Annotated in this window: 14 protein-coding genes and 1 riboswitch; of the genes, 10 read left to right on the forward strand and 4 right to left on the reverse strand. The window is 54.3% G+C overall.

Features of this window, described 5'->3' with window-relative positions:
* Positions 1–25 precede the first annotated feature (25 nt).
* Both DFG60_RS02725 and DFG60_RS02730 read right to left on the reverse strand, forming a co-directional pair.
* Complete coding sequence (locus DFG60_RS02725) at positions 26–610, reverse strand: hypothetical protein (protein ID WP_114570203.1); 585 nt, start codon at positions 608–610, stop codon at positions 26–28.
* Between the two features lie 27 nt (positions 611–637).
* On the reverse strand, positions 638–1,690 hold the full coding sequence (locus tag DFG60_RS02730) for an NAD(P)/FAD-dependent oxidoreductase (RefSeq protein WP_114570204.1): 1,053 nt from the start codon (positions 1,688–1,690) through the stop codon (positions 638–640).
* Between the two features lie 93 nt (positions 1,691–1,783).
* Here DFG60_RS02730 and DFG60_RS02735 point away from each other — a divergent pair, with 93 nt between their 5' ends.
* Positions 1,784–2,017 carry a YuzB family protein gene (locus DFG60_RS02735; protein WP_114570205.1) on the forward strand — a complete coding sequence of 78 codons (234 nt, stop codon included), beginning with the start codon at positions 1,784–1,786 and terminating at the stop codon, positions 2,015–2,017.
* A gap of 64 nt (positions 2,018–2,081) precedes the next feature.
* Complete coding sequence (locus DFG60_RS02740; protein WP_114570206.1) at positions 2,082–2,519, forward strand: HIT family protein; 438 nt, start codon at positions 2,082–2,084, stop codon at positions 2,517–2,519.
* 47 nt (positions 2,520–2,566) lie between these two features.
* Here DFG60_RS02740 and DFG60_RS02745 read toward each other — a convergent pair whose 3' ends face one another.
* Complete coding sequence (locus DFG60_RS02745; RefSeq protein ID WP_114570316.1) at positions 2,567–3,115, reverse strand: ECF transporter S component; 549 nt, start codon at positions 3,113–3,115, stop codon at positions 2,567–2,569.
* Positions 3,116–3,341: 226 nt separating this feature from the next.
* A riboswitch (FMN riboswitch) is annotated at positions 3,342–3,482 on the reverse strand.
* A gap of 117 nt (positions 3,483–3,599) precedes the next feature.
* Between DFG60_RS02745 and DFG60_RS02750 the strand changes: the two genes are divergently transcribed.
* From DFG60_RS02750 to DFG60_RS02770, 5 genes are all read left to right on the forward strand, one after another.
* Complete coding sequence (locus DFG60_RS02750; RefSeq protein ID WP_114570207.1) at positions 3,600–3,950, forward strand: HesB/IscA family protein; 351 nt, start codon at positions 3,600–3,602, stop codon at positions 3,948–3,950.
* Positions 3,951–4,032: 82 nt separating this feature from the next.
* Positions 4,033–4,692 carry an SGNH/GDSL hydrolase family protein gene (locus DFG60_RS02755; RefSeq protein ID WP_114570208.1) on the forward strand — a complete coding sequence of 220 codons (660 nt, stop codon included), beginning with the start codon at positions 4,033–4,035 and terminating at the stop codon, positions 4,690–4,692.
* A gap of 69 nt (positions 4,693–4,761) precedes the next feature.
* Positions 4,762–5,646, forward strand: a complete 885-nt coding sequence (locus DFG60_RS02760) for an NAD-dependent epimerase/dehydratase family protein (RefSeq protein ID WP_114570209.1) — start codon at positions 4,762–4,764, stop codon at positions 5,644–5,646.
* A 213-nt stretch (positions 5,647–5,859) separates the two neighbouring features.
* On the forward strand, positions 5,860–6,549 hold the full coding sequence (locus tag DFG60_RS02765) for an ABC transporter ATP-binding protein (protein WP_114570210.1): 690 nt from the start codon (positions 5,860–5,862) through the stop codon (positions 6,547–6,549).
* A complete protein-coding gene (locus tag DFG60_RS02770) occupies positions 6,543–9,188 on the forward strand; it encodes an ABC transporter permease (RefSeq protein ID WP_114570211.1) in 2,646 nt (881 codons plus the stop codon). The genes DFG60_RS02765 and DFG60_RS02770 overlap by 7 nt, the downstream gene beginning before the upstream one ends.
* 170 nt (positions 9,189–9,358) lie before the next feature.
* Here the strand turns inward: DFG60_RS02770 and DFG60_RS02775 are convergent, their stop codons facing one another.
* A complete protein-coding gene (locus tag DFG60_RS02775; protein ID WP_114570212.1) occupies positions 9,359–10,354 on the reverse strand; it encodes an NAD(P)/FAD-dependent oxidoreductase in 996 nt (331 codons plus the stop codon).
* 245 nt (positions 10,355–10,599) lie between these two features.
* Between DFG60_RS02775 and DFG60_RS02780 the strand changes: the two genes are divergently transcribed.
* From DFG60_RS02780 to glcT, 3 genes are all read left to right on the forward strand, one after another.
* Positions 10,600–11,811, forward strand: coding sequence for an NAD(P)/FAD-dependent oxidoreductase (locus tag DFG60_RS02780; RefSeq protein WP_114570213.1), 1,212 nt, complete (start codon positions 10,600–10,602; stop codon positions 11,809–11,811).
* Between the two features lie 87 nt (positions 11,812–11,898).
* The gene (locus tag DFG60_RS02785; protein WP_114570214.1) at positions 11,899–12,216 is read left to right on the forward strand and encodes a YuiB family protein; all 318 of its coding nucleotides are present in this window, start codon (positions 11,899–11,901) and stop codon (positions 12,214–12,216) included.
* An 88-nt stretch (positions 12,217–12,304) separates the two neighbouring features.
* Positions 12,305–13,162: a glucose PTS transporter transcription antiterminator GlcT gene (gene glcT / locus DFG60_RS02790; protein ID WP_114570215.1), complete on the forward strand. Its 858-nt coding sequence runs from the start codon at positions 12,305–12,307 to the stop codon at positions 13,160–13,162.
* Positions 13,163–13,240 lie beyond the last annotated feature (78 nt).

The raw sequence follows: 13,240 nt of genomic DNA on the forward strand, positions 1-13,240 counted from the left end.
AAGTCGGTGAACGGGCCTTACATCGTCATATGTTAGATACCACATCTCGGATCGCGTTCGTGAGCGCTTCTTCGTCGATGTCTTGCACCTCATGAGCATAAACGATTTCTCCGGTGGTCAAATGATCGAACCAACCCTGCAGGAGCAACCGATATATTGTGTCTACGTCAGGCAGGCTGTCACCCGCGATGAACGTCTCCAGGCGGACAGGATAGCCCTCCAGAAGTGATCGTTCGAGCGGTAACAAGTGAAGAAACCCATCGAAATCAACGACCAAGGCGCTGTTGATCCGTTCATCTCGTTGTATGAGCAGTGTCTTCAGTTCGCTTTTGGAAAACACAGGTTGACTAGGCTTCGAGTTCCGGTGCGGACGGATGATCAGTACAGGGTCTTCAAAAGAAACAGTTGCCGGGCAGGTGAGATAAGCCTTTCCGCCCAGTGTGTAAGATTCGTTCTGCTCGAGCCATTCTGTTGCAGCGGCATACGACGCGAAGATGAAATCATCTCGAGATGGCTCGCCGTATGGTGCGGCCAGCTGACCGAAGGAACCGTTCTGCTTCAGGCGGTGTGTGTAAATGGGACTGCAGTGCACATCAATCGTAAAGTTCATGGCATGCCGTCCTTTCGAAATCAGATGTTATTTGATTTTCTTATGCTTCCAGAGCACGCCGGATTTGAGCAGGCGCGGCACTTTCCCCGTCAGCGCCTGTTTCCCCATGACGATGCCGAAGCCGTCGCTCTTGCCGAGTGAGCCGAGCATGCCGCGGAGCTTGATCTCCGGCAGGCGCGGAAGTTTCTTGCCTTCCCATTTCGCCTCGAGCACGTCGATGACCTGGTCCGCCTGGTGCTCTGCGAGCTGACCGCTCGGTGCGTAAGGTAGGCTTGCGCAGTCACCGATCACGAACACGTCCGGGTAACCCGGAACGTGATGGTGTTCCGTCAACTTGATCCGTCCGCCGCTGTCCGCCTCGAAGCCGAGATCGCGCACGACCTTGACCGGTTGTGTCCCGGCCGTCCAGATCGTCAGGTTCGATGGATAGACGTCCTCCCCATTGTGGACGCCGTCCGCCGTGACGAGTGTGACGTTCGAGTTGTTGACGACATCGACGTCATGCTCCTCGAACCATCCCTGGACGTATTTCGAGACCTTATCTGACAAGAATGACAGGACGGATGGTCCGCGGTCGAACAGGCGGACCTTCAAGTCTGAACGGCTCTCGTGCAGCTCGCTCGCGAGCTCGACGCCGGACAACCCTGCGCCGACGATCGAAACGACAGAGCCCGGCGGCAGGCCGTTGATCGCCTGTTGCGTCTTGCGTGATTCCTCGAGTGTCTGGATGCTGTACGTGAACTCCTGCGCTCCCGGGATGTTATGATACTTATCTTCACAGCCGAGCGCGATGACGAGATCATCGTACTTGATCTCGCTTCCGTCAAGCAGATGGACGACTGCGTTGTCCGGGTCGATCTTGACGACATGTCCATATTGATATTTCAAATGCTCTCCTTCAGGAAACGCTATCCGGACGTCCCGGTCCGACAGCGTCCCTGCTGCGAGTGCGTAGTATTCTGTTTTCAATGCATGATACGGCAGGCGGTCGATCAGCGTGACTGCGACTTTCTCGTCCTTCAGACGTTCACAGATCCGCATTCCCCCATAACCCCCACCAAGTACGACGAGTTGTTTCATAGACAAAAAATCCCCCTTGTTCCCCTAAATCAGTCTGACCTAGTATAATACGACATGAGGTACCGTAATTCCTGCTAAGAGGAGGAGAATATTTTGAATCCGATCATCGAATTTTGCATCAGCAACCTCGCGAACGGGACGCAGAAGGTCATGGAGGCGCTCGAGCGCGACCCGAACGTCGACGTCGTCGAGTATGGCTGTCTCGGTTATTGCGGCATCTGCTCGCTTGACCATTTCTGTCTCGTCGACGGAGAGACGGTCGTCGGAGAGACGCCGGAAGAATTGCTTGAGAAGATATACGAAAAAATCGAAGAGAACGAACTATGAGAAAGGGCCACCAAGCAGGAATGCAGGGTGGTCCTTTCGAATAAAGTTGAGAAGGGGGATGAAAATGAACCAGAATAAAGAGTGCTTAGGATGCCGGCTCGCGAACAAGGAGCTGCCGGTCCATGTCGTATATGAGGATGAACATGTGACGTGTCTTCTCGACATCGAGCCGTTCAACGAGGGGCATGTGCTGATCCTGCCGAAAGCACATGTCGAGGAGCATCATGAACTAGGGGCAAGCGCTCACGCCGTGCTCGAGGCATCGATGTTGTTGAGTCAAGTCATAACAGAGACGTTCCGTCCGGACGGTGTGACGATGTGCCAGAACGGGGGCGTCTTCAGCGACCTCGGGCATTACCACCTGCATCTCGTGCCGCGGTACGAAGGCCAGACGTTCGCGGACTTCTACTCGGATGCAGAGATCGAACGTGAGTTGCCTGCGCTTGACGTGACGGCGCAAAAATTGAAACGGAAAATAGAAAAAGCGCTAGCGACGAAGTGAAGTCGCTAGCGCTTTTAAGTTAGATCCAGCCGGGCGCGGCATCGGAATCAGGCTGCTTGTTCGCGTCGAGCAATCCAAGGCTTGAGCTTCAGGAACAGCGGTACGAAGAGCGCTGAGATGAAGATCGCTTTGATGACGTTGAACGGCAGGATACCTGCGATGATCGTCGTCCATTTCACTGACGGGTCGAGCATGTAGTCCATTCCGAAGAACCAAGCGTATGCTGGAAGGATCAAGACATAGTTGAGGATCGCGAGGCCGAGCGCCATCGTGATCGTACCTGCGACAAGACCAGTCGCGAGGCCTTTCGTCGACTTCTTCTTATGGTAGAACCAGCTGACTGGCAAGATGAAGGCGACGCCCGCCGCGAAGTTCGCCAGTTCGCCGACTGGGACACCGCTGCCGCGGAAGATATAGTAAAGAATGTTCTTGAGTGCTTCGACGATGACGCCTGCTGCCGGAGTGAACATGATGGCTGCGATGAGCGCCGGGACGTCGCTGAAGTCGATCTTCAGATAGTTCGGCAAGAACGGTAAGGGGAAGTTCAGTAGCATGAGTACGAATGAGATCGACCCGAGCATCGACAAAGTGACCATGCGCTGGGTGTTCTTCGTCCGCTTCGCACGAGGCGAAGTGTTTTGAGTTGTTGCGGTTGCATTGCGTTTCATACGAGTATTTCTCCTTTTTGCTCGTTCCTCTCGATGAAGTATTGGCATCCTTGCATCATGAATAAACCCCTCCTGAATGGTGTTCAGAAGGGGAGAAGTCCGCAAGAAACTAAGCATGTCGAAATCGTGCAGATTTCGAAATACGAAGTGATGCCGCCATCTTCTCCCATCCAGACTGTACTGTCGGCTCCCGAATTGCACGGAATCAGCAAATAGCGCCCTATTCGCTCGCGGGCTTAAGACGTTTCGTCTTTTTACCGCCGGTCGGGAATTTCACCCTGCCCCGAAGATGGAACGATATTTTATTTTTTGTTACACTCTCTTTATACACTGAATCGCCATTCATTACAAGCAGGTTGCTTTTGTAACGGGATGAAGTTGCGTATACTAAGGGAAGAAAGAAGGTGATACGATGATCCATTTGACGGAAGCAGCAGCACTCCAGGTGAAAGAGATGATGCAGCAGACAGCAGAAGACGAACGGAATCTCCGTGTCCTCGTCCAAGGCGGCGGATGCAGCGGCCTGTCGTACGGAATGGGATTCGATAGCCAGAAGGAGCAGGATCTCTCGTTCGAACAACATGGCGTCAACGTCATCGTCGAAGAGAAGGACTATCCGGTCGTAAAAGGTCTCGAAATCGACTACAAGCAGTCGATGCTCGGCGGCGGTTTTACGATCAAGAATCCGAACGCGATCGCGACGTGCGGTTGCGGGACGAGTTTCCGGACGGCGACGAACGCCGGTACGCCTGGCGGTTGTTAAAAGTAATGGAGCGTTTCCTCTACTATAAAGAGGGGACGCTTTTTTCGTTTGGCGGGTATAGAGAAGGAAAGGGGGAGGAAAGATGGAAAGATTTGAACGGACGTATGAAGGAGGCACATGGCTGACACTGGGGGACTCGATCACGTGGCAGGACAGCAAACCGTACAAGGAGGACAAAACGATCGCACGGGGATATCAGACGCTTGCGCGGGAAGTGCTGGGTTTTTCTGAAATCGTCAACAAGGCGGTTCCTGGTGATACGATGGCGGAACGTGACGGTGCGGAAGGATCTGTCGTCCGAACAGGTCTGGCGCAAGATTATACAGTCGATTTGGTGACAATCTTCGCCGGGACGAACGATTTCAAACTCGGGACGCCGCTCGGACGAATCGAATCAGAACGGTTCGATACGACGACGTTCTGCGGAGCCTACCAGACGCTGCTCGAACATATCCTAAAGGAGAATCCGGAGCAGCGTATCTTCCTGATGACACCGCTCCAGCGGGACAAGGACGGGCATACGATCGATTCCATGAACAAGAGTGGACACCGTCTGATCGATTATGTCGAGGCGGTCCGGTCGGTCGGTGAACGATACAGCGTTCCGGTGATCGACCTCTTCAAGGAGAGTGGGCTGACGAAACTCAATCTCGAAAGATACACCTGGGACGGGCTGCATCCGAACGATGCGGGATACGAGCGGATTTCCCGGGTGATCATCGGACAATTGCTTGCGAAATGACAGGAAGTATCAAGGCGAAGGTGGAAGTAGAAAGGTGAATGATCCATATTCCATTCGGGAGGGATTCAGATGCGAAAGGTATTGATTTTCGGAGGGACAAGGTATTTCGGACGGCGACTCGCGCTCAGGCTCGCCGATGCAGGGGACGACGTCACAATCGTCACGCGGGGGGAACATACACCGCCAGTCGCAAAAGGGTTGACGTTCTTCAAAGGGGACCGGACGTCCTCGAGCACGATGCAGGACCTCGGGACGAAGAACTGGGACGTCATCTATGACAACATCTGCTATTCGCCGTACCAGGCGAAGCTCGCCGTCGATGCGTTCGAAGGGCGCGTCGGGAAATACATCCTCACCTCGACGATGTCCGTCTATGACAAGGGTGGGGCGAATCTGACGGAGAAGTCGTACAATCCGTTTCCCGGGAAATACGACCTCGAACGCGAGCATGACTACGGTGAAGGGAAACGTCAGGCTGAGAGCTACTTCTTCCAGCGTGCGACGTTTCCAGTCGTCGCTGTCCGCTTCCCGGTCGTGCTCGGCAACGACGACTACACGGAGCGCCTCGTCTTCCACGTCAAACGGGCGCTGACCGGGGAGCCGGTCGTCGCGCAGAACGTCAACGCCAGGATGGGGTACATCTCGAGCTATGAGGCGGCGAGCTTCCTCGAATGGTGCGGTCGCGCCGACATCACAGGTCCGATCAATGCGGCGAGCGAAGGCGTGTTGACGATCAAGGAGCTGATGGCGAAGATCGATGCAGCGGCGGGGACGCATTCGACGTTCGCAGACTCGGGAGAGCCGCATTCACCGCTCGCTCCGGAAGACGATTTCTATATGGATACGTCGGAAGCGAAGCGGGCGGGCTACCGGTTCATGCGCGTCGAAGACTGGCTCGATCGCCTGATACTTGAGGAAATCAGGAATCATCGTGAAGGGCGTCTGCCGCTTTGAACGGGACAGGGAACTAGCGTATTCGAACGGGTCGAATCCTGAAAGGCGGGCGAGGGAAAACCTCGTCACCGCCGATCGGGATTTTTTGTCTGTTTGTGAGTGGGAAGGGGCCAAGAGGATTTGGATTTCCCCTTTGTACAAAACTAAAATAGACAAAATATTCGAACAACTATACACTAAATGTTACCTTATTTTGTAAAAAGGAGCGATTTCATGGAGATCACGATCAAGGATGTGTCGCATTCGTTTCAACAAGGCGGTCTTAAAACGCCCGTATTGGATCAACTGAATTGCCAGTTCCGGCCGGATGAGTTGACAGCGATCGTCGGGGCGTCGGGGTCAGGGAAGTCGACCTTCCTCAGCTTGATCGGATCGCTCGATCGGCCGACGTCCGGAGAAATCCACTATGGCGAAAACGACATCACGAAGTGGAAGAATCGGCAGCTTTCCGCGTTCCGTTCAGAGGAAATCGGCTTCGTCTTTCAGCAATTTCATCTCCTCCCTTCCTTGACGGTAAAGGAGAACCTGCTCATCCCGCTATTGAAACAAAAGGATGCAGGTGACAAAGAAGCGCGTATTCAATACATACTCTCGAAAGTGGGTCTTCTCGAAAAACAGCAGGCATTGCCTTCTCAACTTTCCGGCGGACAACAACAGCGTGTCGCAATCGCCCGGGCGCTGATCAACCGACCGCGCTGGATCCTTGCCGACGAGCCGACCGGGAATCTCGATTCGGTCAACGGAGAGAACATCTTTCAGCTACTGCTCGAACTGCACCGCGAAGAGCAGTGCGGTATCCTCTTCGTCACGCATGACTTGGAGCTCGCGGAACGGGCCGACCGGATCCTGTTCATGCAGGATGGCCGCATCGTCGAGGACAGAAGGAAGGTGGGCATATGCTGAAGTTCGTCCTCAACAACTGGCGCAGGCAGCGTTATAAGTTTCTTTTGACGTTGATCGGTGCGCTCGTCATCAGTGCCGGGCTCAGCCTGATGTTCAACTTGACCGATAGCAGCCAAGGGACGGTCGAAGCGACGCTGCAAAAGAAGTGGTCGTCTGCCTATGACATCGTCGTTCGACCGAAGGGGAGCATGGCTGCGACGGAGTCCGAAAATCTGCTTGAGCCGAATTATTTGAACGGAATCAACGGGGACATCTCGTTCAACCAGTATGAACACATCAAACGAATGCAAGACGTCGAGATCGCGGCGCCGGTCGCCGTTCTCGGATATACTCAGCTCGGACTCGACGTCCCGGACAAAATTCACTTGCCGAATGACAAGGGGATCTACCGGGTGACACAACGCCAGACGGATGAGACCGGTTTTGGGAAGGAAGTGATCTCGGAACTTTCGGCATACCTGGTCAGAGGCGGGGTGGCCGAAGAGCCGGATGTCCCCGCTATGTTTTCCGCGGACAATGGGGACAACAGCTACATCTTGCCGCGCATGTACAGTATGATCGTCGCCATCGATCCCGAACAGGAGGCGCGACTCGTCGGACTGGATGAGAGTGTCTTCAAAGGAAAAGGGAAACATCGTTACTTCAGTCGCGAGGACCGTGCGACGTATGTGGATGGCGACAAGAACTTCACGGAACTTCCGGTTCTGATCAATCCGAACTCCTTCAATCGAGGAACCCTTGAATTCGTCGTCGAGCGGCTGGACGTCCCGTTCGAGGTAGAAGAGGACCAGCGCGCGTTCTATTCCAAGATTCCGTCAGGCGAGAAGGGACGGGAGGTGCTAGCCGCGACGAAGAGTCAGGAACTGCAGCACATCACGATTCCATCGAAGGACGTCGAGCAGACGTATTTCAATCTCCTTTCGGGAAACAAGACGTCCGCTCCCCTCTCGAAGGATCTCGAGGGGGCGAAGGTGCTGGATTTCGCCCAGCTGGCTGTCCAAACGGATTCCTTGTCCTATCAGGAAGAGACGAGTCCGTATCCGAAGCGCTGGCAGAAGGCGTACTCCATCGCGAGCAACAAGGTGAAGGTGACGAATCCTTGGATCCTTGACGGCATGCTGCCGCAAAACGGCTACCGCACGGCCCATTCGCTTGAAAAGAAGACGTGGGACGATCTGTCGGAAGGGTGGGCCTACTTGAGTCCGAGCGTCCGCTTCAATATCATCGGTCTCTATGATCCGGATAAGATTCGGGTATCAAAAGACCCGTTGAACGAATTGCCGATGGAAACGTACCGGCCGTCATCTGCTGAGCTTGTACTCGATGAGGCGGGACAGCCCGTCAATCCGGCACGGCCGATCAATACGTCCGGCAACCCGGTCGGCCTGCTGACGAACTCGCCGAGCATCCTGACGACGATCGACAGTGCGAAGATGATTTACGGTGACAAGTCGATTTCGTCCATTCGTCTTAAAATCAAGGGAAGCGCGAAGGTCAGTGAAGAATCCGAACGCATCCTGCAGCAGGTCAAGCAGACGATCGAACGCGAGACCGGACTCGTTGCGACGATCACGAAAGGTTCCTCTCCGCAACCGGTCGTCACGAAAGTCATTGAAGACGGGAAGGCGCTCGGCTGGATCGAACAGCCATGGATCCATATCGGCGCTGCCATCACGATTTTCCGTGAAACGAGTGTCGGCTTCTCGAGTGTCATCTTCGCGATGCTCGCCGTCGCTGTCGTCTACGTACTCGCGACGAGTTATGTCTCGATGCTTGCGCGGCGGAAGGAATTCGCCGTCCTGCTTGCACTCGGCTGGCGGACGCAGGACCTATACCGGGTCGTCGCGCTGGAAGCGCTGCTGCTCGCAGGATTCGTCTCGTTCGTCGCGACGCTCGTCGAAGCCGTATTCTCCTACATCCAGCAGGAAAGGATGAATCTTGGCAGTCTGGTTCTGATCGGGGCGTTCAGCCTCGCCATCTATCTGACGGGAGCGGCATGGTCCGCATGGACGATTCGCCGCATCTCCCCATATGAAGCGATCAAGACTGGAGAGTACGCGCGGGCATCCCATCTGAAACTTGCGCTGCGCTCAACCTGGACGCTTGCCCTTAAGGAGATCTTCGGCAAATGGAAAAGGAACCTCCTGTCGGTCTTCTCGATTGCTCTCCCGACGGCACTCCTGACCTTCTTTCTCTTCGTGACGTACCATCTGCAGGGCGTGCTTTATACGTCTTGGCTCGGTCAGTTCGTCGCGCTGCAGGTCGGACCGATGCATTATGTGACGATGGGGGTCGCGATCGCCATCGCCATTTTGACGACGGGGGAGATCATGTGGCAGAATGTTTCCGATCGCCGGCAGTCACTGGCCGTCTTGAAGGCCGTCGGGTGGTCGAATCGCTCGGTCCGTCATCTGATCGTCCTCGAAGGAACGGTGGTCGGGCTCGTATCCGGCATACTCGGCCTGTCGCTCACCTATCTGTCGATCTACTTCCTGTATGATCTCGTTCCTTGGGACAAGCCGTTGTTGATCGGCGTATCCTTGTTGCTCCCGATTCTGTTTGGGATCATCGCGTCGCTCTTGCCTGCTGAGATCGCCTCACGCGTCAATCCGTATCAAGAGTTGAAAGAGGCAGGGTGACGGGAAGGAGGCATATAAAACAGAACGACACGAACTCCGCCTGAGGATGAATCCGGCGGAGTTCGTTTTTTCTTGTGTTGTCGTCATACAGGGCGGCATAAAAAAGCCCGACGAACGCGGCGCGTACTCAGGTGCCGGTTCGTCGGGGGTATTCAGGTCGTTTCGAGCAGTCAGACGTTCTTCACTTTTTCGAACAGGCTCGTCGAGTGTTGCGGATGACGGGCAGCCGGATCGACGATAAGCTTCGCCTGATTGACGGCGATCGGCGCTTCACCGAAGCCGGTCGCGATCAGCTTGACCTTCCCGTCGTACGTCGCGATGTCGCCGCAAGCAAAGATGCCCGGTATGGCCGTCTCCATCCGCGAGTTCACACGGATCGAATTGCGTTCGAACTCGACTTCCCACTCCTTGAGCGGACCGAGTGACGATACGAAGCCGAAGTTGCAGACGACGTCGTCCGCCGCGACGACGATGACATCATCCGTCTCGGCGTGCTTGAACGTCAAGGTTTCGATTGTTTCCTCTCCGGTGATAGACTCGAGCGTATACGGCGTCATCACCTGGACGGAGGACTGGTTGAGCAATTCGACCGAATGTTCATGGGCACGGAACTTGTCCCGGCGATGGACGAGCGTGACCGATTTCGCGATCGGCTCGAGCATGAGTGACCAGTCGACAGCCGAGTCGCCGCCGCCGAGCAGGACGACTTGCCGGTCACGGAAGCGTTCCATCTCGTTGACGAAGTAGTGGAGATTGCTCGACTCGAACCGTTCAGCGTCAGCGACGCCAAGCGGACGGGCAGCGAACGATCCGTTTCCGGCCGTCAGGATGACCGACTTCGTGAAGTGTTCTCCTTTGTTCGTGACGAGACGGAACGTCCCGTCCTCGAGACGTTCGTATGCGACGACGGTTTCACCGAGGACGTAGGTCGGATCGAATTCGTTCGCCTGTTCGAGCAGACGGTCGACGAGGTCCTGGGCCTTCACTTTCGGAAAGCCGGCGATGTCGTAGATATATTTTTCCGGATAGAGCGTCGCGAGCTGGCCGCCGAGCTGTGGCAGACTCTCGATGACCTTCGTCTTCATCTGACGCATTCCGGCATAAAACGCGGTGAACAGACCGACGGGGCCGCCCCCGATGATCGTTACATCATAAGTTTCGCGCATGTGTCTTCCTCCTATATGGTTGGATGAGTCCATTATATAGGAAGTGAGAGCCGTTCGTACAATCCGGGAAACGTTCTGATTTTTTGAGTGATTGCGCATTTTTCTTTTGCAATCCGTTATGGAAAATGGTTCAATGTACGTATAGAGATGTGAACATTATTTGAACAAAGTTTCAAGGCACTCATCTGTTTTCGAATGTGAAAGGAATCACAACAAAACCATCATCTAGTAAGGAGTATTAGACAATGAACACACCTAACATCGTTATTCTTGGAGCCGGCTACGGTGGACTCATCACAGCAGTCAACCTCCAAAAGAAGCTCGGCGTGGACCAAGCGAACATCACGTTGATCAATAAACACGACTATCACTACCAGACGACGTGGCTCCACGAGCCTGCGGCAGGTACGATGTCGCCGGAACAAGCACGCATCTACATCAATGATGTCATCAATCCATCACGCGTCAAACTCGTGAAGGGAATCGTCCAAAAGGTTGATACAGCTGCGAAGCAAGTCGTGCTTGCAGATGGTGCTACTGTTTCTTACGACTACGTCGTCGTCGCGCTCGGCGGAGTGCCTGAGACGTTCGGCATCAAAGGTCTGAAAGAGAACGCGATGACGATCAGCTCGCTCAACAACGTCCGTAAGATCAAGGAGCACATCGAGTACTCGTTCGCTCAGTACAAGACGACTGGTTCAGTCGACCGTTCCCTCTTGACGATCGTCGTCGGTGGCGCAGGGTTCACAGGAATCGAGTTCATGGGTGAGCTCGTCAACCGAATCCCTGAGCTTTGCAAACAGTACGACATCCCGCGCGAACTCGTTCGCATCGTCAACATCGAGGCAGCTCCGACGGTCCTCCCAGGATTCGACGCGGATCTCGTCAACTACGCGCACAAATGGCTCGAACGCCAAGGCGTCGAGTTCAAGCTCGGAAACGGCATCAAGGAAGCGGCTCCAGGCAGCGTGACGTTCGGTCCGCTCCAAGGCGAGACGACTGAGACGATCGAAGCGGCGACTGTCATCTGGACAGGCGGCGTCAGCGGTAGCCCGGTCGTAGCGGAATCAGGTTTCGAAGCGGTCCGTAACCGCGTCATGGTACAGGAAGACCTCCGCGTACCGGGCCACGACAACGTCTTCATGATCGGCGACTGTTCAGCGGTCATGGATCCGGTCTCGAACCGTCCATACCCGCCGACAGCTCAGATCGCGACGCAACAGGCGCATAAGGTCGCTGAGAACATCGCGGCGCTCATCGCAGGCCGTCCGACATCGAAGTTCACTTACGAGAGCAAAGGTACTGTCGCTTCGCTCGGCCATAAGGACGGAATCGGCATGGTCTTCGGCAAGAAGATCTACGGCCGCAATGCTGCCTTCATGAAGAAAGTGATCGACAACAAACACTTCCTCGAATTGAAGAAGGTCGGACTCGCGTTCAAAAAAGGTAAATTCTAAGTTCATACTTTAGGCAAATGTACAGTCGTGCATTTGCCTTTTTTGTCGGGTATACTGGATGGAGAGTTTTGTTTAGGGGGATACATCATGCATATCATTCAAGCCGTGATCGGTAGCGTTCTCTACCTGGTCATGTTCTTCAGCATCGGCTTCATCTTGAACATGCTGCTCCGCAGCACATGGATCATGCTCGTCGTCTATCCGGTCATCATCATCATGATGATCGACAACCAGTCGACAATCGACTACATCACGAAATCAAGCACGGCCTTCGCGAATCTCGGTGACCGTTTCAGCGGGCTGCAGACTGCAGATGTGCTGATGTTCACAGCTGGACTTCTCGGAATCGTCGCGGCCGGGCTGTCGATTCGCTTCCTGCGTAAGAGCGGATACCAAATGTTCTGAAGTCTACTCTTATAGTAGGCTTTTTTAGTGGCTTAAAAAACAGTATACTGAAAAGTAGCACCCATCAATTGAGATTGGATTGAAGCGAATGGATAAACAAATGTACCACGTTATAAAAGTATTGAATAATAATGTCGTCATTTGTTCGACTGGTGAAGACCAAGAAGTCATCGTCCTCGCGAAAGGAATCGGCTTCGGGAAGAAGCCGGGCGATCAATTGACGGACCTTGAGAAGCTCGAGAAGGTGTACACGCTCAAGGACAAGGAAGAACAGGCACAGTACAAGGCGCTCGTCGGCCAGGTCGATGAAAACTTCATCGCCATCATGAACGATATCGTCTCGATGATCGAGACGCGTTTCGGTAAACGGGTCGACGAGCATATCCATATCGGTTTGACGGATCACTTGACGTTCACGTTCAAGCGGCTCGAGCAGGGGATGGAAGTGACGAATCCGTTTCTCTCCGAGACAGAGGCGCTCTATCCGGAGGAGTTTGCTCTCGCAGAGGAGATCGTCGAATTCATCGGGGCAGAACTCAACTTCTACCTGCCGCCTGCCGAGGTCGGATTCATCGCGCTTCATATCCATTCGGCGACGAACTTCAAGGATGTCCTTGAGGTCAACCGGCATCATCAGCTCGTCGGATTGATCGCTGGACACATCGAACAGCGGCTCGGCATCAAGATCGACCGGAAATCGCTTGATTACAAGCGCTTGATCAGGCATCTCCGTTCGGCCATTGAAAGGGTTTCCAATGGGGAGTTTCTAGAGGCTCCAGAAAAAGTAGAAAACCTATTGCGGGAAGAATATCCCCTGTGCTATGATACTGCATGGGAGCTGATGTCCATCATGGAACGTCAGCTGAAGAAAGCAGTGCCGCGAGGCGAGGCGACGTATCTTACGATGCATCTGCAACGCTTGGTGCAGTACGATTCAGGTAAATGACCGCACGGACTACGTGTTACTGATACGATCAGGCATGAGTGGTAAGTCGGACGAAATGAAAGGGACGTTGGTGAGACA

This window comes from Exiguobacterium flavidum, assembly GCF_003344535.1.
GTDB lineage: Bacteria > Bacillota > Bacilli > Exiguobacteriales > Exiguobacteriaceae > Exiguobacterium_A > Exiguobacterium_A flavidum.